Genomic DNA, 26401 nt, shown 5'->3' with positions numbered 1-26401 from the left:
GGCCGGGAAACCGCCTCCGTCCGGCTGCGTTCGGGCAAGATCAGCCGAAGAAGTTGCGATTGATCCACACCGCGCCGTAGCCGATCGCGAACATGGTGAGCAGCAGTGGCACGGAAATCCGCAACACCTGAATGACGAGCGGACGCGGTGGCAGATCCTCGTCATTCGGCATGCGCGCCGCCTCTTGCAACGCGCCCGTACAGAGCGCCGCCGCGACAGCACTCGCGAAGACCCAGAACGTCTGGTTGTAGAGCAACGCGACGAGCAACAGCGTGAGCGCAACGTTGCGGCCGTGATAGATCAGATTGACGGTAGTACGAAAGGCTTGCGGCGACATATCGGTATGGCGCAGGCACGAGCGTTGAAGCTGCACCGGCGCGAAGGTTCTTGTTATTTGTCCTTTTGACCACGGCACACCCCAGCGGCGCATCGCGGCAATCGAAGGCTCAATGATGCATTGAGCATATCCACACTTAACGGCTTTCGCCACCGTTGTCTTTAGCCGGCGACGGCATCCGCACGCGCCACGCGCGCGATGCCTGGCGTCGTATGAATGCGGTATCCTCACCCGCATGACTGCCCCTGCATCCTCCCGTCTCTCAAGTGCTTCCCGTGATACCGCCGACGCGTCTCGCACCGGTGTACCGGAGCGAGCCGTCTACGTCATCGTGGCACATCCGCGCTGGCGCGACTCGCGCGTCAATCGCCGCCTGCTCGATGCCGCTCGCAGCATCGCAGGTGTCGACATCAACGATCTGTACTCGACGTATCCCGACTTCAGCATCGATGTGGCTGCCGAACAACAGCGCGTCGCTCGCGCCGACCTGATCGTGCTGGTCCATCCGATCTATTGGTACAGCATGCCGCCGTTGCAAAAGCTCTGGCTCGACGACGTGCTGTCCTGGGGCTGGGCGTACGGCCACGACGGCCATGCGCTCGCGAACAAGGACCTCTGGCTCGTGGCCAGCACCGGCGGACCTGCATCGAGCTATCGCCCAGAAGGCTACAACCAGCACGACTTCTCGACATTTCTGCCCGCCTACGAGCAGACGGCACGCCTGTGCGGCATGCGATTCCTCCCGCCACATGTGTTTTTCGGCGCACGGCGCAGCGACGATGCCGCGCTCGATGCTCACGTGAGCGAGTTCGCAGGCCGTTTAGCCACGTATCCGCAGTGGCCGGAACTGATCTCGATGGCAGACGCCCCCGAGTGTCAGGAGATTCCGGCGGCAGATCGCCCGAGTGGCGCGACGGACATCGCGGGCACGCACGACGACACCGTAAACGCCAATGCAGGGAGGGCCGCCTGATGGAACACGTGCCCGCCTGGCTGCTTGCCAGTCTGATTTACCTCGCGGCGGCTGTCATCGTCGTGCCGCTGTCCCGTGCATTGGGGCTTGGCGCAATCATCGGTTATCTCGCCGCCGGGATTGCCATCGGTCCGTGGGGCCTCGGTCTCGTCTCGCGAGTGGAAGACGTGCTGCACTTCGCCGAATTCGGCGTGGTGCTGATGCTGTTCCTCGTCGGCCTCGAACTGGAACCGCGACGTCTGTGGAATCTGCGACGGCCAATCTTCGGGTGGGGGTCGGCACAGGTCCTCGGCTGCGCCGTACTGCTCTTCGCGGTGGGCATTGCGCTGGGCGCTCCGTGGCGCATCGCCCTCGTTGCAGCGCTCGGCCTCGCGCTCTCCTCCACCGCCATCGCCCTGCAAGTGATGGCGGAGCGCAATCTGCTCGGTACCCCGAGCGGTCAGGCGGGCTTCTCGATCCTGCTGTTTCAGGACGTTGCCGCGATCCCGATCCTCGCGCTGCTGCCCCTGCTCGCGAATTCCTTCGACAGCCCTGTGATGACGGGCTCGGCACGTGCCCTCGAAGCACTGAAGATCGTCGGCGTGATCGCGGCGATCATCCTCGGTGGCCGCCTCGCGTTGCGCCCGCTGCTGCGCTGGATCGCCAACAGCCGCACGCCGGAGATTTTCACGGCGGCGTCGCTGTTGCTGGTCGTGGCCATCGCCACGTTGATGCAATGGGTCGGCCTGTCGATGGCACTCGGCGCTTTCCTCGCCGGCGTGCTGCTCGCCGAGAGCGAATACCGTCGCGAGCTGGAAACCGACATCGAGCCGTTCAAGGGGCTGCTGCTCGGGCTGTTCTTCATCGCGGTCGGCATGAGCATCGACTTCGGCGTGCTGCTCGCCCAACCGCTGCGAATGATCGCCGTGGTCGTCGGCTTCATGGCCCTGAAAGGGCTGGCGATCTACGGCGTGTCGCGGCTGATGCAACTGCCTTATCAGGAACGGCCGATCTTCACGCTGCTGCTCGCGCAAGGGGGAGAATTCGCCTTCGTGGTGTTTCAGTCGGCCGGGCCGCAGGTGTTGCCGCCGGCCGTGTCGTCGTTCCTGATCGGTGCTGTCGCGCTGTCGATGCTGATCTCGCCGTTGCTGCTCGTGGCCATCGAAAAATGGCTGCTGCCGCGTTACAGCCTGAAAGGATCGTCACGCATGGAAGAGATTGCCGAGCCGCAGTCGGCCAGCGTCGTGATTTGCGGCTTCGGACGCTACGGCCAGATCGTCGGGCGTACGCTGGTGCCGCAAGGCGTGTCAGTGACCGTGCTCGATCACGATCCCGACACCATCGAGAGCCTGCGTCAAATCGGATTTCGCGTGTTTTATGGCGATGCCACACGTCTCGATCTGCTGCGCATTGCGGGCGTCGCACAGGCGCGTGCCGTTGTCGTGGCGGTCGATGACGTCGATCAGTCGCTGGAGATCGTCGACCTGATGCGCGAGCACTTCCCCGACGTTCCCGTCGTGGCACGCGCGCGCAACGTCGGCCACTTGTTCCAGCTTCGCGATCGTGGCGTGAAGCACATCGAGCGAGAGGTCTTCGAGTCGTCGCTACGCAGCGCGCGCTCGGTGCTCGAGGAACTAGGCTGGCCGGCGGCGGAAGCGCGCGAAGCCGCGATGGCGTTCCGCCGCGCCAATCATCAACTGGCCGACGAGATGTACCCGGCCTATCAGGATCGCAACAAGATGATTGCCGCAGCGAAGGAGGGCCGCCGTCAGTTCGAAGAACAAATGATGCGCGAGCGTGAACAGCGTCACGCGCAGCATCAGGTCACGTTCGGCTGGGATGGCGAGAGTGTGCCCGGTAAGACGCCAACACCGCCCGCCTCGCCAACCTCAAAGCCCTCACCGTCCGGCAGCCAATCCCCCACGGACGACAGCCGGGACTGAACCTTAGGCCCGGCGCCGCTCGCCGGGGTGTTTCGCCAACGCGGTTACACGGTGCGGGCGAAACCGTCGAACGGGCGGAAATGCCCATCGGCCGGCGCCGCCGCGTCGGCACGCAGACGCGCTTCGGCGTCGAGCCCGGTCAACCCGCGATAGTAGAGATTCACGGTGATGGACGCCGAGTAGCGGAAGATTTCCGAGAGTGTGAGGTGCGCATGCTGGGCCGACGTGAACATCAGATACGGCGACTCCGCTTCGATCAACCCCGCGACCTGATGCAGCCCATGGCGGTGCAGCACCTCCGCGAGTTCGTCGCGGCTGCGGTGCGTGTTCGCGTCGGTGGCCGGGTATATCATGCGCAGCAACACGAGCGGATGCTCGGCACAGGCCAGCGACAGCGCCTGTACGACAGCGTGGCTGTCGAGCGCCGTAGCCACAGAGTCACCTTCGGGACGATGCTGCGGAAAGAGTTGCTCAAGGGTCAGCGTCATGACGACTCCAATAAAAAAGCTGCGAGACAATCACAGCGGACTTCATAGTGTAAGCACCTGTGAGTCGCCAATATACGATGTTCTACGAATACTTGCGTTGCACGCGCAGCAACGATTACCAAATATTTCACCACCGCACGCGAAGCGCCGTTACGCGCGCGTGCCACATGTTCTACCGCTTCTGCGTTACATAGTGTTACGTCATGTCCTTGCCGGGAGCGCTTGACGACAACGCATAGCAATCCAATGGAAAAGATCGCCGGCCTGCATCCTGGGTCATTGCGCGACGGCGCGACTGTTTTCATGCGTGATTTTCGTCGCCGGGATGTCTGTGTTCCGGCGCGTGCCAGACGCGATTGCCGGAGCATTCTGTACAGCGGCCGGCGATCGCTTGATGGTATGATTTTTGCCGACGCAGATAAGACTCATATTCCATGCGATATCCCGACCAGATGTCCGACACGCTAGCGGTTGCCGTCGCGCAAGCCGACCACGTCATGCGCCATTGGCAATACGATGTCGATGGCACCGTGCCAATTGGTTCGGACCCCCATAAACGCATGTTCTGCCGCATGCTGCTCGAGTCCCACAACCCTTACAAGCCCTCGGTCATCGACTGGCCGACGCTGCCACCCGACGCACTCAAACGCCTGACCGCCCTGCCTATCTGGGACATTGCCGTACAGACCGAAGGCCGCGCGTCGATTCGCGTGGCGACGTACGCCGCGACGATTCAGGACCCGCTGCTGCGCGAGGCGCTCGTCATGGACGGCGAGGAAGAGGCGCGCCACAAGGTTGTGCTCTCCAAGCTGGTCGAAGCGTACGGCATCGAGCTCGCTCCCGAACCGCCCTACCCGCCGCCCAAGGACGCTGAATGGGCATGGATGAAAACGGGCTTCAGCGAGTGCATCGACAGCTTCGTCGCCTTCGGCCTGTTCCGTTCGGCCCAGCGCTCCGGCTACTTCCCCGAAGCCCTCGTCGAGACGTTCGAGCCCGTCATTCAGGAAGAAGCCCGGCACATCCTGTTCTTTGCGAACTGGGTGGCGTGGCACCGGCGCAGTCTGCCTGTCTGGAAGCGGCCGTGGTTCTACGCGCGCGTGGCAGCCGTCTGGGTCACCTTGATCTGGGATCGCATGGCGATCGCACGCGGCATCGATACCGACGGTGTGGCCCGTGACGCCAACTTTCCGGCGACCGGCACTGCCGACATCGGCGAGTCGCTCAAGCCCCGCGACCTGATTGTTCTGTGCCTGGAGGAAGATGCAAGACGCATGGATGGCTACGACAAGCGCCTGTTGCGCCCGACCTTCGTGCCGAAGCTCGCCCGGATTGCGCTTCGCTTCATGAAGTCCTGAGCGGCACGTCTGTCGTACCGATGAAAAAAAGCCGTCCCGAGTTTCTCACTCGGGACGGCTTTTGATTTTGCTGCGACAGCCAGCGAACGCTTAGCTGCCTTGGCTGACGTTCAACTCGCCGGCGGCGCGGGCACGGGCCAGTTCCTGCTTCACGTCGGTGCGCGACATGCTCGAGCCTTGCGAGGCGACGACCGGGTAATCGATGTCGTTTTGGGCCATAAGGCCTTCAGCACGCGCCTGAGCCAGTTGGGCCTTCACTTCCGTGCGGCTCATGGCCGGACCCGAAGCGACATACACCGGATAATCGGCGTCGCCGTGCGGGATCACGCCTTGTGCGCGGGCTTGAGCCAGATCGGCCAGCACGTCGGCACGCGTGAGCGGCTGACCTTGCGAGGCGACTTGAGGATAGTTGTTGCCATTTTCTGCTGCGTTGCTGGCAACGGCACCGAGCGAAGCCACGGCGGCGATAAGGACGATTGCGATGTTCTTGGTGTTCATTTTCTTAACTCCTGTCTAGTTGCGACGACTTTGTTTTGCATTGCGCCGTCGATGTAAGGAAGTCTAGAACTCGCCGCCCCGATGAAAAACGCGATATTTGTCGAGGAACTATTGCGTCGTTCGACGGGAATCGATCGCACCAGACCGGTGCATTCGATCATGACAAACGCCGCTTCTCCCCCGTTTCACTGAGGGAAAAAGCGGCGTGACAGAAGAAAGAAATGGAGGCGGGACGGCTCAGTCCGTGAGCGACGCGCCAAGGGCGTCGAGCAGAAGCCGGGTGCCGCGCTCGCGCGAACCCGCGTCGTCGTAGCCGTCCAGAAATGCGCCTTGTTCGGTCATGACGAGAAGCGTGCCGCCGTCGTGCGCGCGTAGATCGACCGTCGCGAGCGATACGGAGATCTTGCGGGTATCGAGGTGCATTTCGTAGGCATAGACAAGCCGCGTATCGGGCACGACATCGAAATACGTGGCGTCGAACGTCGACACCATGCCCCCGGCCCACCGCCCGCTCACGCGCTCGCGACCACCGGGCCGGGCATCCATCGATCGCTCCAGCACCGTGAGACCGTCGCTGCGGGCGAACCAACGGTCCTTGGCTTCGCGGTCGGTCAGTGCACGGAAGACCCGTGCGGGAGATGCGGGGTACTGACGCTCGATGCGAAAGGTCGCATGCACGACGCTACGTTGCGCTGGCGCCCCGACCTCGCGCATAACCTCGCGACCGAGCTTGTCCAACGTCTGTGCCCAGCCAGCGCTGGCGCCTTCGGGCATCCAGGCATAGGCGGGATCGTGAACGGTGTAGCGTTGCTCGACGTCCAGCCGCGTGCCTTGCGCTACGTCCGTGAAGGACGCCGTCGTGAGCGCGCCGAACAGCGCCACCCCCTTGGCGTCGGTCACTTCCATGTCGATCACGAGACGTCCGGGGGCGTCGATCTCGACGAAGCGCCCGCGAATCCAGTGCGCGTCACCTTCGGGCGACTGCATCATCAGTTCGAAAGCACCGCCCACTTGGGCGTCGATCCTGGCTTCGGGTATGGTGTAGCCAGCCGGGCAAAACCAGCGCTTCACCGCCTCGGTGGTTGTCCAGGCGCGAAATACCGTTTCCCGCGTGGTGGCATATGTCCGGCCAACCGTCAGCGGGCGCGGCTGCGCCGCAGACGCTGCGGCTTCACTTGCTGTCCTCATGAAATGCTCCTTCGGGGGGCAGGCTGGCCAGATACTCGCCCAAACGGTCGAGATGACCTTCCCACTCATGACGGCGCTGGTTGATCCATCGCTCGGCAAGACTCAGCGCCTGGGGTTCGATCCGGCACGTGCGCACACGGCCGGCCTTCTCCGTTCGCACCAGCCCCGCGCTTTCGAGCACGGTCAGGTGCTGCATGACCGCCTGCAACGACATCGCCAGCGGCTGCGCGAGCGCACTGACCGACGCCGGCCCCTGCGCCAGCCGCGCAAGCATTGCGCGGCGCGACGCATCGGCCAGTGCCTGAAAAGTCAGATCGAGGGCGTTGTCATGGTCAAGCATGTGCTTGAGTATAGACGTCAAAAAAACTAAAGCAAGAACTTTAGTATCGACGCGTCAAGTGATGATGTGGTGATCGCGCGCGCGCACGCGGGCCGTGTGCTGGCGGTGAAGGATTTCGCTCAGCGACTGCTCGATCGTCTCGGACATGGCGTCGAGCGCGAGGTCGTTCGGCTCCAGCCCGAACGGCTCTTCGATTTCAGCGCTGACCGCTTCGAGCGCGAAGAAAGTGTACGAGATGAAAGCCACGATCACCGGGGTCATCGGGCCGATGGAGTCGACCAGCCCGAACGGCAGCAACAGGCTGTAGAGATAGGTCACGCGGTGCAGGATCACGCCGTAGGTGAACGGAATCGGTGTAGTGGCGATCCGCTCGCAGCCGCCGATGGCATCGCCCAGACGATCCAGATGCATTTCCATGACCTGCGCGAGCGGTGCGTCGATCTGCCCGCGCACGCGACGCTCCCGCAGCCATTCCCCCGCCATGAGCAGGATCGTAATCGGCTTGAACTGTTTACGCGCGAGGCACGCCACCTCTTCCTTGCCGAGCAGCCGTTCGAAGTCGGCGTGGGGGTCGGTGCCGCGCAACTGATGGCGCATGCTGTGCACGAAAGCGATGAGATAAGAGACGAAGCGTGGCGAATCCGAGGCATCGGACACCAACGTCATCGACTGACGGGCCAATGCACGCGTTTCGTTGAGTACGCTGCCCCAGAGCATGCGGGCTTCCCAGTAGCGGGCGTAGCTCGTGGTGTTGCGAAAACCGAGAAAGATCGCGAGCGTTATACCGATCAGCGAGAACGGGATAAACGTGAGCGGGATCTTCCATTCGAAGATGCGCCCATGGGCGAGTGTGACAACTATCGAAATGATCGTGGTGAAAATGAGCTGCGGAGCGATCTTGGGCAAGATCGAGCCGCGCACGACGAAGAGCATGCGCAGCCAGTGCAGATTGGGTCGAACGATCATGGCAACAAAGGCGCTCGCAAGCGCGGAAAGGCAGGCTGTGGGGGGGGAAGCCGCTGCGGCGGGATGATACGCCCATATTGATGGGTTTGAAATGGTTGCAACCGATTGCAACATCGCTATCCGGCGCTCGCAGGGATAGTGAGAATGCCAATACGCCGTCTTGGCGTAGATAAGGGCTAAGGGCCAAAACAACGATCATGAACGTCGCGCACCCCACTTCTCGCATTCCATCCGCGATGGCGCCCCGCAAGACTCGCGGACTGGCCGCCATCGCGTTGCTCGCCGGACTCGCGGGCGTCATCGGCAGTTTGTCGGGCTGTGTGGTAGAACCGCCACGGCCAGCCCCCGCTGCGCGTGTCATCGTGGAGCCCGATCCGCATACCGTGGCCATCCAACGTCGCGAGCAGATCGACCGCCGCATCGGCAACGAATCGCGCGATATCGACAATCATGTGAATCTGGGCTATTACCCGCCACCGCGCGGTTATGAATTACACCGCCGTCTGGACGCCATTGCGCAGGAAACCCGCGACATGGCAGCGCAACACGGAAGCGGCCTGTCGGGCGACGAGCAACGTGTGCTCAATCAGGAACTCGACCAGTTGCACCGTCTGATCGCCGGTTGACGTGACGACGCGCCGCCTCGTAGGCGCTCGGCGACGAACCTCCGCAAAAGAGAACGCCCGCCGGCCGCAAAGCCGACGGGCGTTTGTCCGTCTCGCCGGACGGGAACTACTTCACATCCAGCGCCTGGGCCAGCGTCACCGGATCCTGGAAGATGCTCGAGAAGTCGAGCGCCCCATGGCCGTTGGCCCGATGCACCTCGAAGATGCGGCGAGCCAGATCGCCAAGCGGCGTCGCCACGTCGCTGGCTTCGGCCGCTCCGTGGGCCAGGCGCAAGTCCTTCGCCATCAGATCGGTCGCAAACCCCCCCGTGTATCCGCGTGACGACGCCGCGTTCTCCATCACGCCCGGACATGGGTTGTAGACCTCCAGTGTCCAGTTGCGTCCGGAGCTTTGCTGCATGACCGCCGAGAGCACCTTCGGATCGAGCCCATTGGCGATGCCCAGACGCAGCGCCTCGCTTGTGCCGGCCATCAGGATGCCCAGCAGCATGTTGTTGCAAAGCTTGAGCGTCTGCCCGGCGCCAAGCGGGCCGCCATGATGGATGGCACGTCCCATGTTGCCGAGCAGCGGCCGCATGCGCTCGACGAGCGCCGCATCGCCGCCCACCATGAAGGTGAGCGTGCCGGCCGCCGCGCCTGCCGTGCCGCCGGAAACCGGCGCATCGAGCAGCAGCGTGCCCGGGCGGGCGAGTTTGGCCAACTGACGGGGAATCTCCGGCGGCACCGTGCTGCTGTCGATCAGCACGGCGTCCGACGCAGCATTCGCGAGTACCCCTTGCGGGCCGTCGTATGCCGCGAGCACATGCTCACCGGCGGGCAGCATCGTGATAACCACCTGCGCGTCGCGCACGGCATCGGCAATCGACGTCGCGGCGCGGCCTCCGGCCGCCGCCAGCCGCTCCACTGCCCCACCGGACAAATCGAAGCCGCACACCGCATGCCCCGCCTTGACCAGATTGGCCGCCATCGGGCCGCCCATATTGCCGAGGCCGATGAACGCGACGCGCAACGTTCCTGATTGAGTTTCCGTAGCCATCGTCTGTCTCCGAAATCCGTAGGAAAGGCGTGTTACTTGAGTGTGATCGTCGTGTTCACGCCCGACGGGCCGGTACCACGCGCTTGCCAACGCGCCGTCACGGTCTTGGTCTGCGTCCAGAACAGAATGGCTTGCTTGCCGTTCGGCCCCAGATCGCCGAGCTTCGAGCCGCGCGAGCCGGTGAAGCTGAACCAGGCGACCGGCACCGGAATCGGCAGGTTGATCCCGACCTGACCGACATCGATCTCGTTCTGGAACTGACGCGCCGCGCCGCCGTCCTGCGTGAACAGCGCCACACCGTTGCCGTTCGGGTTCGCGTTGACAAAGGCAATCGCTTCATCGAGCGTATCGACCCCTGTCATGCACAGCACCGGTCCGAAAATCTCGTCGCGGTAAATCGACATGTCGGCCGTCACGTCATCGAAAATGGTCGGACCGACGAAATTGCCTTCCGGTGCTTCCTTGACCGAGTGACCGCGACCGTCGAGCAGCAGCTTCGCGCCCTCTTCCACACCGGCGCCGATGAGTTTCTCGATGCGGGCACGGGCCGGCTTCGACACCACCGGGCCGAGATCCGCGTGGCGATCGGTACCCGGGCCCACCTTGAGCGCACGTGCGCGCTCTACCAACTCGGGCACCCACTCGCGCGCCTCGCCCACGAGCACCGCGACAGACGTTGCCATGCAACGCTGGCCCGCCGCGCCGAACGCTGCCCCCAGCAAATGATTGATGGCCTGCTCGCGATCCGCGTCGGGCAGGATCACGCAGTGGTTCTTCGCGCCCATCATCGCCTGACAACGCTTGCCCGCATCCGAAGCGCGACGATAGATATGCGTGCCGACGTGCGTCGAACCGATGAACGATATGGCCTTGATATCCGGGTGATCGCAAATGGCGTTGGCAATGTCCGGGCCGCCATGCACGACGTTAAGCACTCCCGGCGGCAGACCGGCTTCCAGCGCCAGTTCGGCCAGACGCAGCGATGCGCTCGGGTCTTGCTCCGACGGCTTGAGCACGAACGTGTTGCCCGTTGCCACCGCGAGCGGAAACATGAAACACGGCAGCATCACGGGGAAGTTGAAAGCGGTGATACCCGCGCATACGCCCAGCGGTTCGATCAGCGTGTAGACGTCGACGCCACCGGCGGCATTCTGTGCGTACTCGCCCAATTGCAGCGACGCAATGGCGCATGCGTGTTCGACGACTTCGAGGCCGCGCCCCACTTCGCCCTCGGCGTCGGGCAGCGTCTTGCCGTGCTCGCGTGTGATCAGTCCGGCGAGTTCGCCCGTGTGATCGCGCAGCAGTTGCTGAAAGCGCAGCATCACGCGCATGCGGTTCGCTTGCGACGTATTGCGCCAGCTTTTGTAAGCCGCCTTGGACGACGCCACGGCCGCGTTGAGTTCTTCGGTTGTCGCAAACGGCACGCGGGCGACAACTTCCTGTGTGGCCGGGTTCACAACGTCGCGCCATTGCGAGGTCTTCGACTCGACGCGTTTGCCGTCGATGAGCAGCGGAAGGGTAGGTAAGGACATGACAGGCTCTCCAGATCGAAACGAATGCAAGAATTCGGGGCTTGCGCCACTTCGGGGTTCGGGCGATGGCGGGCTGCGGCAAGTGGGCACGCAGCGCCGCCGGCAATTACAAGATAGGCAATCGGGGCCAGGACTGCGCCATGGCGATCAGCCGGCGCTCACTTCGCTGCGGTGTTCGCCTTTACGAGTGAACAGGTCGATTTCGACAACGGTTGGAAGGCTTCGGTCGCGGGCACGGTGGCAACCTTGGTGTAGTAGTCCCACGGGCCTTTCGACTCGGCGGGCGACTTCACACGGAACAGGTACATGTCGTGAATCACGCGGCCGTCCGGACGAATGGACGCGTTGTGCATGATCGGGTCCCGGATCGGCATCTCGCGCATTTTCTGCGCGACCACCTTCGCCTCCACGCTCTTCGTCGCCGCCACCGCACGCAGGTAGTGCAGCACGCTCGAATACACGCCCGCCTGCACCATCGTCGGCTTCAGATCCTTGTATTTTTTCTGGAAGCGGGCCGACCAAACGCGCGACGCGTCGTCGAAGTCCCAGTAGAAGCCGTCGGTAAACAACAGGCCCTGTGCCGTGTTCAGACCCAGCGCATGAACGTCCGAGAGGAACACCAGCAGCGCCGCGAGCTTCTGCCCGCGTTGCACGATGCCGAATTCACGCGCCTGCTTGAGCACATTGACCGTGTCCTGGCCACCGTTGGCGAGCGCCACGACCTGTGCCTTCGAGCTTTGCGCCTGCAACAGGAACGACGCATAGTCGGAGGCATTGAGCGGATGCCGCGACTGGCCCACCACGGTGCCGCCGAGCGTCTTCACGATATCGGCGGCGTCCTTCTCCAGCGAGTGCCCGAACGCATAGTCGACGGTGATGAAATACCACGACTTGCCGCCGTCGCCGACCACGGCGCGCGCGGTTGCCGCCGACTGGGAGTAGGTGTCGAACATCCAGTGAAAGCCCGTGGGCGAGCAGTCTTCGTTCGTCAGACGCGTGGTCGCCGGGCCTGAGAACAGCGCGACGCGCTGCTTGTCCATCGCGAGTTTCTGTACGGCGAGCGCGGCGGCCGAGTTCGTCAGATCGGCAATCGCGTCGACGTTGTCACGGTCGAACCACTCGCGCGCCTTGTTGGCGGCAACATCGGCCTTGTTCTGGTTGTCGGCCGAGACCAGATCGATCTTCATGCCCTTGCATTCGGCCGCCAGACAATCGTCAATGGCCATCTGCGCCGCCACGACCGACCCGCCGCCCCCCATCGCGGAATACGTGCCCGACATGTCGGTCAGCACCCCCACCCTCACCGGACGGTTCGGCAACTCCGCCATCCCCGATACCGACGTCAACCCCAAGCCCGCGCCAAGTCCCAGCGCGAGCAGCCACGGCTTCATCTTCATCGCTTTGTCTCCTTCAGGTCCTTTCAGGTCTCTTATGCTTTCGTCGCCGTCGTCTATGCGCGGCGCTCATGAATTGTATTTGTGCGAATTTGCTTTACATAGCGAAAATCTGCATCTATTTTGTGCATAAATACACATAGGAGATCGAGCGATGGCACGCACCTCAACGGCACGGCAGTCGGGTATCGTCGGCGTTTCGAGCGCGGAGCCACGTCCCGACTGGGACGATCTTCGGTACTTTCTGGAGGTGGCGCGCACGCAGCGGGTGAGTGCTGCGGCGCAGCGTCTGGGGGTCGATCACACCACGGTGTCGCGGCGTGTCCGGGCGCTGGAGCAGTCGCTCGGCACGTTGTTGTTCGACAAATCTCGCAACGCGGGCTTCGCTCTGACGCCGGAAGGTCAGCAACTCCTCGTTCACGCCGAGCAGATGGAGACGGCGGTGCAATCGGCCTGCGAGCAGGTGGCGGGTTTGGGACAAACACTCTCGGGCCATGTCCGCATCGGGTCGACGGAAGCGTTCGGCACGTATTTCGTCACGCCCGTGCTCTCACGCTTCCAGCGCGAATATCCCGCCATCGACTTCGACGTGTTGCCGGTGCCGCGCTTCGTGAGTCTCTCGAAGCGCGAAGCCGATCTGGCGATCACCATCGAACGTCCGCAACGCGGCCCGTATGTGTGCAGCAAGCTGTGCGACTACCGCTTGCAGTTGTACGCGACGCCCGGCTATCTCAAGCGATACGGCGAGGTCACGACGTTCGCGGATCTGAGCGGACGCCGGTTCATCAGCTATGTCGACGAACTCAGCTTCAGCAACGAGTTGCGCTATCTGGAAGACGTCGTGCCGGGGTGCCACGTCGTGCTGCGCAGCACGAGTGTCATTGCGCAATATCAGGCCGCGTTGCAGGGCGAGGCACTGGCGATCCTGCCTTGCTTCATGGCGGCGCAGGACGCCCGGCTGGTGCCGTTGCTCGTCGACGACGTGGCGGTCACACGCAGCTTCTGGATCTACTGCCACGAGGAATTGCGCACGCTCAAGCGCATTACGGTGCTATGGGACTATCTGCGCGACGCCGCACACCGCAACGACGCCCTGTTGCAAGGCACGACCGGGCAGTTGCACTTGATCTGATCAACGAACCTTGCGCTGTTCGGCGTCGATCACGGGGGGAATGGCGCAGCGCATCACTTCGATGAAGCGGCGCAGACGTGCCGGGTAGTACTTCGCATACGGATAGATGATGTACATCGGCAACGGCGTCGAGCGCCATTGCGGCACAAGCTGGATCAGACGCCCCTGCGCCACGTCCTCGGCCATCACCCATGCGGAGCAGATCCCCACCCCGAGCCCGCGTATTGCGGCACTGCGCAACGCATAGAGATTGTCCGTACTCATGCGCGGGTCGAATGCGACGCGGGCTGCCTCGCGGGTTGTCTCATGCGTGAGCGTGATCTCGTTGCGATAGAACGTCGAGAGCGAAAGCCATGGCAACGACGCCAGATCCGACGGGTGCGCGGGGAGTGGGCGCCCCGCCAGCAATTCGGGGGACGCCACGACGATTCGCGGCACGTCGGTCAACGTGATCGCCACATTCGACGGGTCTCGCAGTTCCCCCACGTGGATCGCGCAGTCGAGCCCTTCCGCAATGAAATCGGGCTCATCGTCGCGCAGGAACCAGTGCACCTTGACCCCGACATAGCGCTCGAGAAAGTCAGCAAGCGGCCCAACCATCATTTCCTGACCAAACGCGTGCGGGACGAGCACGCGCAAGGTGCCCTCCGGGTCGTCGCCCGTGCCGCGCAGATCGGCTTCGAACGCCTCCCAGCTCGTGACCAACTCCTTCGCTCGCGCGAAGCAGCGCTCGCCGTCTTCGGTGAGCTTCATGCGGTGCGTCGACCGCTGGAGCAGTCGGAGCCCCAGCGAACGCTCAAGCATCTGCAAACGCCGGCTGACGGTGGGCTGCGTGGTGCCGAGCCGCACTGCCGCCGCCGACAGACTGCCGGCCTCGACGATGCGCACAAACGTCTGCATCAACTCGACGCGGTCGGCGCCTCCGCCCCGGCTGGCGGCAGCGTCGGTCGTAGCGGACGGGGGTTCGAGGGGCTCTGTCATACGCATCACGTATAAATGTTGTACGGATTATAGGCCTACCGCTGCACCGCACCAAGCGAGACACTACGCCCATACTTTTGCTACCGGAGTCCCCCTGATGAGTTCCGCTCAAACAAGTGATGCGGCCGGCAAGAACGGCACGGCTCAGGCCGCTGTCCGGCCTCAGCCCGAATTGTCCGCCCGGCTGATCCTGTTACTGGCCACCGGCACCGGCCTGACGGTTGCCTCGCTGTACTACGCTCAGCCGATGCTCGGCATCATGACCGACGACATCCACGCGGCCAACACGACCGTCGGCTGGGTGCCCACGCTCACCCAGCTTGGCTACGCGCTTGGCATTCTGCTGCTGGTGCCGCTTGGCGACATCATCGATCGGCGTCGTATCGTGCTGGTCAAGGGCGCGATTCTCACGCTCGCGCTGCTGCTGGCTGCCTTCGCGCCGGGCATCGGCACGCTGCTCGCCGCGAGTCTGGCCATCGGCCTGACGGCGACGATGGCGCAAGACATCGTGCCTGCGGCGGCCGCGCTCGCTCCCGAATCGATCCGGGGCCGGGTGGTCGGCACGGTGATGACCGGGTTGTTGCTGGGCATTCTGCTCTCGCGGGTCGTGTCGGGTTTCGTCGCGCAGAACTTCGGCTGGCGCGCGATGTACGTCGTCGCCGCCATCAGCGTGGCCGGCTTTGGTGTCGTGGCATGGCGCGGTCTGCCGTCGTTCCATCCGACGACGCAGATGACTTATCGCCAGTTAATCGGCTCGGTGGCCAGCCTGTGGCGGCGTCATCCGGCGTTGCGCCGTGCCGCTGTGGCGCAGGGCTTGCTGTCGGTCGGGTTCAGTGCCTTCTGGTCGACGCTGGCGGTGATGCTTCACGAAGCGCCGTTCCATCTGGGGGCTGCTGCGGCAGGCGCCTTCGGTCTGGCAGGTGCCGCCGGTGCACTTGGTGCGCCGTTGGCCGGGCGTATTGCCGATCGTCGCGGGCCGCAGATCGTGACGCGTCTCGGTGCGGGTCTGGTAGCCGTCTCGTTTGCAGCGATGCTGCTCGCCCCCATGCTCGGCGCGCACGCTCAGTTGTGGTTGATCGGCCTGGCCGCCATCGGTTTCGATCTGGGGGTGCAGGTGGCGCTCGTATCGCATCAGACCATCGTGTACGGCATCGAGCCCGCCGCCCGCAGCCGTCTGAACGCGGTGCTCTTCGTCGGCGTGTTCATCGGCATGTCGATAGGCGCAGCGCTCGGCGCTCAGGCACTGGCACACTGGGGTTGGACGGGCGTTGCATCGCTCGCCACGCTTGCCGCCATCGGAGCACTCGTGGTGCGGATGTGGCCGGGCACAGTTTCGGCCCACTGACACACATCGACAGATAACACGGCGCAACGACAAAGGCCGCCTCCCCTCCGGAGGCGGCCTTTTCGTTTCACGCAAACGCGCGACGGGAAGCCATCGCCAATGCTATTGCCGTGACTCAGCCGCCTTGGCGGCGCACGCTTTCGCACGCTTATACAGCACATCGGTATCGATGCCGTCGAGCGTCAGACCGAATCGCTCCCGCAGAATCTGCGCGAGTTGCGCGCCCGATGCGATATCGGTTTCCGTCACGAGTTCGCCTTGTGCGGAGCGCTCCGTGAGCGTTGTGTTGAGCAAGGCGATCCGTCCCTGCGGCAGCACACGGCATGCGATGAGTTGATTCAGGAAGATCGAGTCCGGCGCACTCGACGTGTACCAATTGCCCAGCTTGTAATCGATCCATTCGGCGGGCTTCGGCGTAAAACGATACACAGGCAGCCACCGCTGTGCCGAGCGCACGCTCAAACGATACTCGCTGGGCGGCGCGCCATCGTCCGCACCGACCGCCTCCAACTGAAACGTTTCCAGCAAGGTCGATTGCGGTTGTGTCGATTGCAGGCGCAGCGGCGCCGTGAGGGTCACGGAGCCGAAGCCTACATCGGCCAGCAAAGCCTCGCCGTCCAGATCGACACGCAACAACATGTGCGTCAGCGGCGCTTCCGCATCGAACGAACGTCCCCACGCAACGCGCCCGATCAACGGCGTCACGGCGAAACCCAGATGCGTCAGCGCGTTGGCGAACAAGGCGTTCTGCTCGAAGCAGTAGCCGCCGCGCCCCCCGTCGAGCAACTTGGCGACGACCGACGGCAGATCGACCTCGACCGGCCGGCCGCAAATCGGATCGAGGTTTTCGAAGGGGATCGCCAAAGGATGCAGCGAGTGCACCGCGCGCAGAACATCGAGCGTGGCTTCACGCGGGCCGGTATAGCCAATGCGCCGGAAATAGCGCTCTGGATCGAAGGGATGAGACATGCCAGACTTCCTCGTTTGGGGATACGGACATACGCAAAGCACATACGTTAGCGCATTCGCTGCCTCCTTGCGCGTTCCCCGGTAACAGCGGGGTATCCCGAAGAATGCGCACGAGGGAATACGCAACCCGCCAATTTCAGCAGGGACACGCGCCCGAAGCATCCTCGTATGCTTACGCCGTCGCGCCGCGTGCGCCCCTTTGCCCTCGATAGGCTCTCATGACCGACACGACAACCCCGGGAACCGCAGCGATCACGGTAGCCTGCCAGTGCGGCAGCGTCTCGATGACACTCACCGGCAAGCCCGCCGCACGCGCCTTGTGCCACTGCAACGCCTGCCGCGACTTTTACGGTACGCCGGTGCTGGCGGCGACCGCCTGGGCGCCGTCGCAAGTGGCGATCGCGGGCGCCACGCACACGTTTTCGCATCCGTCGCGCAAGATGTCGCGACGCTTCTGCGCCGCGTGCGGCGAGACCCTTCATGGCACCAATCGTTTGGAGATGTACGTCGTGCCGAATGCACGACTCGCGCGGGCACACGACACCAGGCTGCCCGCCGACCTGCAACCGACGATGCACCTGTTCTATCGTCATCGCGTATTGGACGTGCAGGACGATTTACCCAAATACCTCGACGGTTGGGACGGGCCGCTCTACGGGCAATGAGAGAGGATGGCATCGACGGTCATCGCCACATACTGCGATGACCGTTCGCAGGGGGACGTGCCCTCAGTCGCTCGGTTCGCAGAAGCGGATACGATTATTGAACGGATCGGTCACCGTCATTTGTTTGCCCCAGTCGAGCGCCTCGATGCCGGGATTCATATTGGGATAGCGCTTGCCGGACAGATCGCGCTGATACGCCTCGACGCCGCGCATGAAGACGAACGTCGTCGCACCGGGACTCGCGTCGCCGAAATGGCCTGACAGGTGCAATGTCATCCCCGCGCGCGAAACCTGACAGTACAGGGGCATACCTTCGGCGAAGCGGTGCTCCCAATCGATCTGAAAACCCAGAAAGTCCACATAGAATTCGCGTGCCTTCGCTTCGTCGAAGATGCGGTGAATCGGCGCGACGGTGTCGAAGACGATCCCGTCCGCCGGGGCAGACGCGAGTTTGGCGGCGAGCACGTTCCAGTCCGCGAAGCCGAACTGCGCGGCGACGGATTCCAGAGCTTGCGCGTGGGAAATGTCGATGCCCTCGCGCGCGAGACGCTCGCGCAACGACTTGGCCATGATCTTGGCGTCGAGATAGGTTCGCATGTTTACCATCCTTGCTAGTGTTCGGTGGCGACGAATTCGATCAGTGCTCGCGTTGCTGATGCGCGTCGCCTGATGAACGGGACGGACATGCGACTCCTGCGATGCTTTCACCGATCCCGGACACGGGTGCGAGCGGCAGGCAACATCGGCCTGCGGCGATTCTAGCAGCATTCTGCGTACGCCAGAAAGCAGACCGGCAATGCCGAAATGCGATAGCACCGCGCCGAATTTCGTATTGGCCGCCGTCGCACCGCGCCGGTATAGTGGCGCTCGTTGGCTGGTCATGCGCCGGCCTCTGTTATCCGGAGTCTCCCTTTCATGATCGACGCCGCGCGCGTAACGCAAGCGCTGGCCGAGCGCCACCTCCGCCCCGATCTTCGTCAACGCGAGACCATCGCCGCACTTGCCCGGCTGACGGACACAAGCACGAGCCGAGCCGCCGTCGACGGCGTGTATTGCTACGGTCCGCCCGGGCGCGGCAAAAGCCTCGTCGTCGACGCGGCCTTCGCCATCGCCGTGTGCGAAAAGCGGCGTGTGCACTTTCACGAATTCCTGCGCGACATACACCGCCAACTCGTGCGCGAACCAAAATGCGACGACCGGCTCGCCGCCGTCGCCAACCGATGGCTGGAAGGCGTTGAACTGCTTTGCTTCGACGAGTTTCACGTCCACGACATCGCCGATGCCTTCCTGATCGGTCGCTTTCTCGACATGGCACTCGCACGCGGCGTACGGTTGGTGCTGACGTCGAACTACGCGCCACAACAGTTACTGCCCGATCCCGAGTTTCACGAACGTTTCGAACCGACCATCGCGGTGATTCTGCAACGCTTCGCGATCATCCATTTCGACGGCGCCACCGATTACCGCCTGGGCGGTGAAGCGGCACGGTTGCCGCGCTGGATCGCACCGCTGGAATATGCCCGCGACGTCTTGCCTGCGCGTTACATCGAGTTGGAGGGGATGCCCGCATCGGCGCCGTCGGAGGTGGCGCTGGCGGGCCGCACCCTGGCTGCACGAAGCGCAGGAAACCGTGTGCTTTGGGCAAGTTTCGACGACCTGTGCGTCGCTCATCGTTCGCATCTGGATTACCTCGCGCTCGCGGAGCACTGGCAATCGCTGATCGTCGACGACCTGCACGTCGAACGTCTGCAACGCCCCGATACGCTGCAACGATTCCTGTGGCTGATCGACATCTGCTACGACCGTCGACGCACGCTGCTGATCGCCTCGGACGCACCACTCATTCCTGCGCTCGACGCCCTGAGCGACTGGCGCGATCTGTCACGCACGATCAGCCGTCTGGCAGAGATGGGATCGCTCGATTACGAGCGTCGCACGCTCGTTCGTCCACGCTGACACGCTGACAATCGCCTCGATGCACAAGCCGAATCCGCTGCTTGCTGCCTTCGATGGTATCTGCAAGACTGGCAGTTTCGCCCAGTCACCGATATTTCGCCATGCCACTCTCCACGCTCGCAATTTTCGCTACTGCCGCCCTGATCGGTGGCCTGATCCCCGGCCCCACCACGCTGCTCGCGCTCGCGAACGGCATTTCGGGTAACTGGCGCGTGGTGATCGTGGGGATGTGCGGCGCAGCACTCTCCGACATGCTGGTCGTCGCTGCGGTGGGCGCGGGACTCGGCGCACTGCTCATGGCGTCGGCGTCGTTATTTGCGACGGTCAAATGGGTTGGTGTCGCCTATCTTGTCTGGCTTGCTGTTCAATTGTGGCGCCATCATCCACAGGATCTCAGCCAAGTGCGCATCAAGTCGGATCTGAGCGCACGACGCGTCTTCCTGCGCAGCTTCGGTGTCGCGTTGACCAATCCGAAGATCCTGCTGTTTTTCACGGCATTTCTGCCGCAGTTCGTCGATACGTCGATGCCGCTCGCGCCGCAGTATGCCGTGCTGGCCATCGTTTCGGCCGCCGTCGACATCATGGTGATGACGCTCTATGCCACCGGTGGCGTGCAGGCCGCGCGCCTGATGACGGCACGCGGCCTGCGACGCCTGAACCGCGTGTGTGCCGTTGTCATGTTCACGCTCGCTGGCGGGCTCGCCCTCTATCGGAAGGGCGGCAATTGATCGTCGAAGGGAACCGGTCCCGAATGTGCAACGCGTCTGTGTAGTCGCGAAACGCTTCGGATGTGGGCGTGCCGACGACCGACCAGAGCCCTCGCCACCCCGGCAGGATATCGACATAGCGCAGCAACTGACCTTGTACCTTGTTCGCGGTGTCAGTGGCAAATTCGTTGAAGCGCAAGTCTGCGGTGGCTTGCGTTCGCTTGGCAAGTTCGGTGATGACAATGTGAGTCACGCCGAGTCACCCAATCAGTACCGCCAAAGCAATAAGATGCGGGAAATACGACAACGGTCGGATCACGATACGAGCTGGCTCAGCCGGAGGATGAACGCTATGGTGCGGGTATCCTGCGCCGGATGCAGGGTAGTGCGGCCGGCGGCCATTGGGTTCGGTGCCCCCCCCCTGGCCGCCGGATCAACCTGCGAATGGCGCCCGTCCGCCCTCGCTTTTTACCAGTGGTAGCGATATCCCACCTGGCCGTACACGTTGCGACGATAGTCGCCACCCAGGTTGCGCGCGTACTTCACGCTCGCGTACAGCGACGATGTGCGGCCCAAGGTCGCTGCCATGCCGGCGCCCAGTTCGTACCACGTCTTCGCGAGACGACTGTCGAAGGTCGCGCCAGCGACGCTGGTCTGCCCCGGTGACAGGAAGTCGTGCACGACGTCGAAAGTCAGATAGGGAGACGCCGAACCGATGCCCGCGACGTTCGCCAGATCTGGCGCACCCAGCTTGAAGCCGACGCGACCGCGCAACGCATTCGTCGTATTGCCCGACACGCCGGACACGCTGTCACTGAAGCCGTTCAGGTGCAAATACTGATAAGCCAATTGCGCCTGCGGCTCGATGGTGACGCCCGAGCCCAGAATCGCGAATGGATGCCCGATCTCGCCCGAGAGCGCTGCACCGAAGCCGTTTTGGGTCGCCCCGATACCGCCCGCGTCACTATATTTGTTGCGGTAGTGCGAGACCTGCGTGGTCACATCGACGTACGCCCCTTGCGGCAGAATGCGCGTCCAGTACGCGCCCACCGACTGCGCCTGCATGGTGACCGACCCGGTCGCGGCGGAGAGCGTCGGGTCGAGCGTGCGGGCACTGTCCGAGAATGACGCCGACGCCGTACCGAAGGTCGCCGTCAACCCCGCGTGGGCGCTGCCGCCCATGCCCGAGGCGTCCGTGGCCAAACGCCAATCCCGCCCGAATTGCGCTGCAAACATGCGTTCGTCGGCGTTGAAGCGGCTCGACATATCGGCGTCCATCGTCTTGCCGAATACGCGCCCCCATACGCCGTTGGCGCTGCGGCTGCCACCTTCCCCTGCGTCGCCGCGCAGGCTACCCATGCGCTCCTGGAAACGGCCGAGCGTCGTGTAACCAAAGTCCGTGACGAGTTGCGGCGTCATGGCATAGGCTACGGCCGCCGCGCGGTACGCCGTTGCGCCCGAGCCGTACGACGTTGACAGATACCAACTTGCGGTGCCCGCCGCAGCACTCTCGCGCAGGAGGTATTGATAGGCCCCCGCTTGCACCGGTGCAGCAAGCCTGAATGCGCCCGCCGCCGACGTTCCATTGACCTGCACGAGCTGGATGCCGGCGCCCGTCGTGGCTACGCCTGCGCCAGTGATGTTGACCTTGAGCGCAGTGGTACCGCTGGCGTTCCCGTTGATCAAGAGCTTGTCCGAGGCCACCGATGAGCTGTCGTTCGCGATGGATGCATTCAGCAACGCCGTTCCGTTGTTGCCGACGTAGTCGCCAGCAATCGTGAACGTACCCGTGCTACCGGACGCCGCGCCCGGCGATGCGCTTCCGACGGCGATCATGCCCGCGTTCGTCACGCTGCCGAGCGTGCCGCCATAGCCCGCCAGCGTGGCGCCTGCGGCCACTGTCGCCAGACCGGATCCGAGTGTTGCGTTTCGGTGTGAAGCGTCGCCCACGATCACCGTCGCCCCGCTCGCTATCGCGGTCGTGCCCGCGTAGGAACTGGCGCCATTCAGAGCGATGGTGCCAGCACCAAGACTCACGGCCGAGAAATTCGAGATCGCGCCGTTGTAGTTGAATGCGTTGCCGGTGCCTGGCGTGATAGTCAACGTGCTGGTGCCGGTGCCGCCCGACACATCGCCGTTCACGACGGCAGAGCCGCCGAGAATTTGCAGCGTGCTGTTGCCGCTGCCCAGATCGACCGCCTTGCCGTTCTGATCGGCGGTGATCGTCCCGTAGTTGATGACGGTCGCGTCGTTCGCGCCGGTGTTGACGACGGCCGCCGTCGCACCGCCGCCTTCGAGCACGCCGCTCGCCTGGTTGACGACAGTCACGGTGAACGCATTGCGGCTGCCGGTCACAGCGATGGCCGAGTCGCTCTGGCCGCGAATGAGGCCGCTATTGACGATAGTCGAATTGGCGTAGATGCCTTGCGGGGTGATGGGCAGCTTGGTGATCGGGTCCTTGTCGACACCGGCGAGCGTAATGCCTCGGCCCACACCGCCCGCAGTGTTCTCGCCGATGATAGTGCCACTGTTGACGATCGTGCCGCCGCCGGCGGTCACACCTTCGCTCACGTCGTTAAACGCCTTTGCGCCACGAATCGTGCCCGAGTTGGTGATGTTGACGAGGCCGTCGACGTCCACGCCATCGCCATCGCCAGTCACCCCATTGCCGACGATCGAGCCCGCATTGTTGATCGTGACGACTTCGTTGGCGTTGAAGCCGTCGATGTTGATCCCTGAGCCGTTCATGCCCTGGATCGTGCCACCGGCGTTGTTCGTGACGGAGAGTGTGAATGTACCGTCGGTCGCGGTGTTGGCTCCCCCCGTGATGCCGTGGCGTGCGCCCTGAATCAGACCCGTACCCGAGTTGACGACGACGACGCCGGTGTTCGTTTGCGCATCGACACCGTCGCTGCTGCTGGTGCTGCCTGGATTGTTGGTCGAGCGGATGATACCGGCGTTGTTGATGACGCCGTTGACGCCGGGGCGAACGGCATCGGCTTCGTTTGCCTGGATGACACCGCCCGCGAAGTTGTTCAGGACGTTGGTGCCAGTCGTGATCGCGTTGAAGTCGATCGCCTGGTTGCCTTGAGCGGAGTTGTTCGTCGAGGTCAGCGTGCCATAGTTGTTGAACACGACGTTGCTGTTCGCCTTATTCATCTGGATGACGTCGGCGTCGAACGTGGTCATGCTCGCTCCGACACCATTGGTCACCGTGAGGCTCAGACCACCCGTGTTGTCGCGGATGGCGCGGCCGGTGCCCGTCATATTGATCGTGCCGTTATTGACGAGTGTGGCGTTGCCCGTGATGGAGACACCGATGGTGCTGCCGGCGACCGAAAGCAGGCCGCCGCTCTGGATCGTGCCGGACTGCCCGCTGGACAGGATCTGCCCTGCATTGCTTGTCAGGCCGTTGGTGATGATGAAGCTGGCGGCGAAGGCGTGTTGTTCGGCAAAAAGCGCGATGACGCCAGCCAAAATGGCAAGTGGTTTCATATACCCCGATGTCCTCTTTGGAACTTGTTCGAAGCCGCAGAGTATTCACCGTGCCGATGACATGAATATGAATTCTAAGCAATCCTTTCTTTTTTTATGCTTTGGATAACAAATCATGTGTATCTTAGATACCTCCAGCGCACAGGCAATTGCGCCGGTAGCGGTGACCGCCACCGGCGCGGCTATGTGCGCATAGACGACAACGAGACGTTCGACACAGTCACCTGGATCGTCGACAATCGGCGAACGAACATCAGATAACGACTGTCATCCACGCCAACAACCATGAAAATTACGTCCCCTGTCGCGCTTGTTACCGGTTCGACTTCTGGCATCGGCGCTGCCATCGCCCGGCGGCTCTCAAGCGAAGGATTCTCAGTTGTCTTGCATTCGCGCAGTTCAGCGGGAACAGGTCAAGCATTGGCTCGCGAACTCGGTTCAGCTATCTACGTACAGGCTGACCTGGCTGACGATGCGGACAGGGTACGGCTTATCCGTGAAGCCGTCGCCACATGGGGACGACTCGACGTTCTGGTCAACAATGCGGGGATCAGCCGGGTCATCCCTCATGCAGATCTGGCTGCAGCTACACCAGCGGTGTGGGCGGAACTGCATGAGGTTAATGTGGTCGCTCCGTTTCGTTTGATAGCCGAGGCGGAATCTGCATTACGTGACGCAGTTCAACATGGACGCCCAGGTTGCGTGATCAACGTTAGCTCGCATGCGGGTGTTCGGCCAAAGGGCGCATCAATCCCTTACGCGGCTACAAAGGCCGCACTAAACCACATGACTCGCCTGCTGGCAGTATCGCTTGCGCCCGATATCCGGGTAAATGCTGTTGCTCCCGGACTGGTAGATACACCACTGACCGCAGACTGGACGCAGGCACAGGAGCTTTGGAAGACGAGAGCGCCAATGCGGCGGTCAGCTAGTCCGGAAGACATTGCTCAGGCTGTCATGATGCTGGTCGCCTCAGACTATCTAACTGGAGAAATTTTGCTGTCGGATGGTGGGTTGAATCTCACGTAGTAAGGCGCATCCCAGCTTCGATCTTCTGAATTCGTCCAGTTGCAGCCGTTCAGCCAATAGCGAGTACTGCACCTTTCCTGAAAACACGGGGGTAGTCCCCCCCCGCAAGTACCATCTCGACCTGCCTGAACTCGTGGATATCGCTGATGCCCTAGGGATCGACATGGTTGAACTCGTCAACCTATACCACCAGCGAATTTGACCTGCCCCGTGAAGGGACGTGGATGGGATAACTGATCACATAACTATTATATTTTTCTCTTCTCGTTATCCCGCAGGGTGCGAAGCAGGAGATTACGGAGCTCTCGAATTTCTCGCCGCAACAAATGCAAGTGGCTGCAACCCAATTCCCACAGACGCGCAGCGTTGAGTCGAAAGCGGCAGATCCGGCGCGTGCGATCAGAACGAATAATGCTCAGGGTGGCCTAGCGATCCTGCGGTGCCATGCCCCGTATCTCCGATGCGAACACGCGGTGCCTCTCGGTATCCACAGGTTTATGCGTGACAACCGACGTTGGCGGATGACCCGACACGTTGTTCCCATTCCTCCAGTCGTGCGCAGGCCGTATGGGACGAGGGGCAAAGCCGCCGCCGCAATTCGGACAGACGTTCTCCAGGATAGCGTCAACACACGTTGTACAGAACGTACATTCGAAGCTGCAGATGCGCGCCTGCGTCGACTCGGGAGGTAATGCCTCTTCGCAATGTTCGCAGCTCGGCCTTAGTTGCAACATGAGGTGCTCTCCTCGTGAATGTGGACTCAGCGCCATCGTAAGGTCATGAAAATTCCCCGACAAGCGCCCTGCCTGCCATTCTTAAGTCAACCTCTGCCAATACTGCAAATATCGAGTCGGCTCATTGGAGGACGAACAAACAAAGCAACGGGCAAACCAGCGAATCTGGAGCTTCGTCGACGGGTCTGAGCATAATGAGCGGTGGGCGCGCACTGGAAATCAAAGGATGTAGCACGCGTCGCGGCGGCGCATCGATGTGTCAACGCGACGATCATCACGCGACCGCTGAATGCTTTCTCCCTCGGCAGCGGCGTCGTTTCGAGAAATACCTTGACAGCCTCGGTATATAACCGTACTGTGCATTCAGAAATATTCAAGAAGCTTGATTGCTGATCATCACTTTTCTGCGTGTTCTGCGCAGTATTCGCTGTCCTCTCCTACTCCTTGAAGTTTTCCTCGCTCCGCAATGGGGCTATCGATTTATTTTCAAGGAATTATTATGGATACCGGTACCGTTAAGTGGTTCAACGATAGCAAGGGCTTCGGTTTCATCACGCCTGACGCTGGCGGCGACGACCTGTTCGCTCACTTCTCCGAAGTTCGAGGCGATGGTTTCAAGACGCTCGCTGAAAACCAGAAGGTGGCGTACGAAACGAAGCGTGGCCCGAAGGGTATGCAAGCAGCAAACATTACCCCGCAGTAACGCAGTTCAAGGGCCGGTTCGCCGGCCCTT

At 62.7% G+C, this 26401-nt stretch carries 25 protein-coding genes; 11 read left to right on the top strand and 14 right to left on the bottom strand.

What is annotated here, in order from left to right:
• Positions 1-40: 40 nt before the first annotated feature.
• Positions 41-373, bottom strand: a complete 333-nt coding sequence (locus tag PCO31110_RS15840) for a hypothetical protein (RefSeq protein ID WP_010805179.1) — start codon at positions 371-373, stop codon at positions 41-43.
• Positions 374-572: 199 nt separating this feature from the next.
• Between PCO31110_RS15840 and kefF the strand changes: the two genes are divergently transcribed.
• On the top strand, positions 573-1310 hold the full coding sequence (gene kefF / locus PCO31110_RS15835; protein ID WP_036664309.1) for a glutathione-regulated potassium-efflux system oxidoreductase KefF: 738 nt from the start codon (positions 573-575) through the stop codon (positions 1308-1310).
• Positions 1310-3232, top strand: a complete 1923-nt coding sequence (kefC, locus tag PCO31110_RS15830; RefSeq protein WP_246189859.1) for a glutathione-regulated potassium-efflux system protein KefC — start codon at positions 1310-1312, stop codon at positions 3230-3232. Before kefF ends, kefC begins: the two co-directional genes overlap by 1 nt.
• Positions 3233-3276: 44 nt before the next feature.
• On the opposite strand, the gene PCO31110_RS15825 is transcribed toward kefC, so the two are convergent.
• Positions 3277-3720 carry a hypothetical protein gene (locus tag PCO31110_RS15825; RefSeq protein ID WP_010805182.1) on the bottom strand — a complete coding sequence of 148 codons (444 nt, stop codon included), beginning with the start codon at positions 3718-3720 and terminating at the stop codon, positions 3277-3279.
• 452 nt (positions 3721-4172) lie between these two features.
• On the opposite strand from PCO31110_RS15825, the gene PCO31110_RS15820 reads away from it, so the two are divergent.
• A complete protein-coding gene (locus PCO31110_RS15820) occupies positions 4173-5075 on the top strand; it encodes a ferritin-like domain-containing protein (protein ID WP_150691037.1) in 903 nt (300 codons plus the stop codon).
• 90 nt (positions 5076-5165) lie between these two features.
• Here the strand turns inward: PCO31110_RS15820 and PCO31110_RS15815 are convergent, their stop codons facing one another.
• The 4 genes from PCO31110_RS15815 to PCO31110_RS15800 all read right to left on the bottom strand — a co-directional run bounded on the left by PCO31110_RS15815 (position 5166) and on the right by PCO31110_RS15800 (position 8067).
• On the bottom strand, positions 5166-5573 hold the full coding sequence (locus PCO31110_RS15815; RefSeq protein ID WP_150690850.1) for a DUF4148 domain-containing protein: 408 nt from the start codon (positions 5571-5573) through the stop codon (positions 5166-5168).
• A 237-nt stretch (positions 5574-5810) separates the two neighbouring features.
• The gene (locus PCO31110_RS15810; RefSeq protein ID WP_150690849.1) at positions 5811-6761 is read right to left on the bottom strand and encodes an SRPBCC family protein; all 951 of its coding nucleotides are present in this window, start codon (positions 6759-6761) and stop codon (positions 5811-5813) included.
• On the bottom strand, positions 6745-7101 hold the full coding sequence (locus tag PCO31110_RS15805) for an ArsR/SmtB family transcription factor (RefSeq protein WP_010805186.1): 357 nt from the start codon (positions 7099-7101) through the stop codon (positions 6745-6747). The genes PCO31110_RS15810 and PCO31110_RS15805 overlap by 17 nt, the downstream gene beginning before the upstream one ends.
• Before the next feature lie 54 nt (positions 7102-7155).
• Positions 7156-8067 carry a bestrophin family protein gene (locus PCO31110_RS15800; RefSeq protein WP_010805187.1) on the bottom strand — a complete coding sequence of 304 codons (912 nt, stop codon included), beginning with the start codon at positions 8065-8067 and terminating at the stop codon, positions 7156-7158.
• Between the two features lie 236 nt (positions 8068-8303).
• On the opposite strand from PCO31110_RS15800, the gene PCO31110_RS15795 reads away from it, so the two are divergent.
• Positions 8304-8693, top strand: coding sequence for a hypothetical protein (locus tag PCO31110_RS15795; protein ID WP_010805188.1), 390 nt, complete (start codon positions 8304-8306; stop codon positions 8691-8693).
• 106 nt (positions 8694-8799) lie between these two features.
• Here the strand turns inward: PCO31110_RS15795 and mmsB are convergent, their stop codons facing one another.
• The 3 genes from mmsB to PCO31110_RS15780 all read right to left on the bottom strand — a co-directional run bounded on the left by mmsB (position 8800) and on the right by PCO31110_RS15780 (position 12658).
• Positions 8800-9729, bottom strand: coding sequence for a 3-hydroxyisobutyrate dehydrogenase (gene mmsB / locus PCO31110_RS15790; protein WP_150690848.1), 930 nt, complete (start codon positions 9727-9729; stop codon positions 8800-8802).
• Between the two features lie 32 nt (positions 9730-9761).
• Positions 9762-11261, bottom strand: coding sequence for a CoA-acylating methylmalonate-semialdehyde dehydrogenase (locus PCO31110_RS15785; protein ID WP_150690847.1), 1500 nt, complete (start codon positions 11259-11261; stop codon positions 9762-9764).
• Between the two features lie 158 nt (positions 11262-11419).
• Entirely contained in the window at positions 11420-12658 is a 1239-nt protein-coding gene (locus tag PCO31110_RS15780) for an ABC transporter substrate-binding protein (protein WP_150690846.1), read from the bottom strand.
• A gap of 151 nt (positions 12659-12809) precedes the next feature.
• On the opposite strand from PCO31110_RS15780, the gene PCO31110_RS15775 reads away from it, so the two are divergent.
• Positions 12810-13787 (top strand): LysR family transcriptional regulator, encoded by a 978-nt coding sequence (locus PCO31110_RS15775; RefSeq protein ID WP_246189858.1) that lies wholly within the window; start codon positions 12810-12812, stop codon positions 13785-13787.
• Here the strand turns inward: PCO31110_RS15775 and PCO31110_RS15770 are convergent, their stop codons facing one another.
• Positions 13788-14768, bottom strand: coding sequence for a LysR family transcriptional regulator (locus PCO31110_RS15770; RefSeq protein WP_150690845.1), 981 nt, complete (start codon positions 14766-14768; stop codon positions 13788-13790).
• Between the two features lie 97 nt (positions 14769-14865).
• Here PCO31110_RS15770 and PCO31110_RS15765 point away from each other — a divergent pair, with 97 nt between their 5' ends.
• Positions 14866-16113 carry an MFS transporter gene (locus PCO31110_RS15765; RefSeq protein ID WP_150690844.1) on the top strand — a complete coding sequence of 416 codons (1248 nt, stop codon included), beginning with the start codon at positions 14866-14868 and terminating at the stop codon, positions 16111-16113.
• Positions 16114-16215: 102 nt separating this feature from the next.
• Here PCO31110_RS15765 and PCO31110_RS15760 read toward each other — a convergent pair whose 3' ends face one another.
• Positions 16216-17082 carry an arylamine N-acetyltransferase family protein gene (locus PCO31110_RS15760; protein WP_150690843.1) on the bottom strand — a complete coding sequence of 289 codons (867 nt, stop codon included), beginning with the start codon at positions 17080-17082 and terminating at the stop codon, positions 16216-16218.
• A 218-nt stretch (positions 17083-17300) separates the two neighbouring features.
• On the opposite strand from PCO31110_RS15760, the gene PCO31110_RS15755 reads away from it, so the two are divergent.
• Positions 17301-17747 carry a GFA family protein gene (locus PCO31110_RS15755; protein ID WP_150690842.1) on the top strand — a complete coding sequence of 149 codons (447 nt, stop codon included), beginning with the start codon at positions 17301-17303 and terminating at the stop codon, positions 17745-17747.
• Between the two features lie 63 nt (positions 17748-17810).
• Here PCO31110_RS15755 and PCO31110_RS26210 read toward each other — a convergent pair whose 3' ends face one another.
• Positions 17811-18707, bottom strand: a complete 897-nt coding sequence (locus tag PCO31110_RS26210; protein WP_306439162.1) for a glyoxalase superfamily protein — start codon at positions 18705-18707, stop codon at positions 17811-17813.
• Between PCO31110_RS26210 and zapE the strand changes: the two genes are divergently transcribed.
• Both zapE and PCO31110_RS15740 read left to right on the top strand, forming a co-directional pair.
• Entirely contained in the window at positions 18663-19703 is a 1041-nt protein-coding gene (gene zapE, locus PCO31110_RS15745) for a cell division protein ZapE (RefSeq protein WP_010805198.1), read from the top strand. The two genes, PCO31110_RS26210 and zapE, sit on opposite strands and share 45 nt — an antisense overlap.
• Positions 19704-19804: 101 nt before the next feature.
• Positions 19805-20431: a LysE family translocator gene (locus PCO31110_RS15740; RefSeq protein WP_150690841.1), complete on the top strand. Its 627-nt coding sequence runs from the start codon at positions 19805-19807 to the stop codon at positions 20429-20431.
• 447 nt (positions 20432-20878) lie between these two features.
• Here PCO31110_RS15740 and PCO31110_RS15735 read toward each other — a convergent pair whose 3' ends face one another.
• A complete protein-coding gene (locus PCO31110_RS15735; RefSeq protein WP_150690840.1) occupies positions 20879-23905 on the bottom strand; it encodes an autotransporter family protein in 3027 nt (1008 codons plus the stop codon).
• Positions 23906-24190: 285 nt separating this feature from the next.
• Between PCO31110_RS15735 and PCO31110_RS15730 the strand changes: the two genes are divergently transcribed.
• Positions 24191-24934: an SDR family NAD(P)-dependent oxidoreductase gene (locus PCO31110_RS15730; protein WP_010805201.1), complete on the top strand. Its 744-nt coding sequence runs from the start codon at positions 24191-24193 to the stop codon at positions 24932-24934.
• A 425-nt stretch (positions 24935-25359) separates the two neighbouring features.
• Here the strand turns inward: PCO31110_RS15730 and PCO31110_RS15725 are convergent, their stop codons facing one another.
• Entirely contained in the window at positions 25360-25668 is a 309-nt protein-coding gene (locus PCO31110_RS15725) for a DUF1272 domain-containing protein (protein ID WP_081636394.1), read from the bottom strand.
• A 499-nt stretch (positions 25669-26167) separates the two neighbouring features.
• Between PCO31110_RS15725 and PCO31110_RS15720 the strand changes: the two genes are divergently transcribed.
• Entirely contained in the window at positions 26168-26371 is a 204-nt protein-coding gene (locus tag PCO31110_RS15720) for a cold-shock protein (RefSeq protein ID WP_150690839.1), read from the top strand.
• Positions 26372-26401: the final 30 nt, after the last annotated feature.

Source organism: Pandoraea communis (assembly GCF_902459745.1).
Classification (GTDB): Bacteria; Pseudomonadota; Gammaproteobacteria; order Burkholderiales; family Burkholderiaceae; genus Pandoraea; species Pandoraea communis.
The sequence above is the reverse complement of the archived record's forward strand: the minus strand, read 5'-3'. Positions and strand labels throughout refer to the sequence as shown.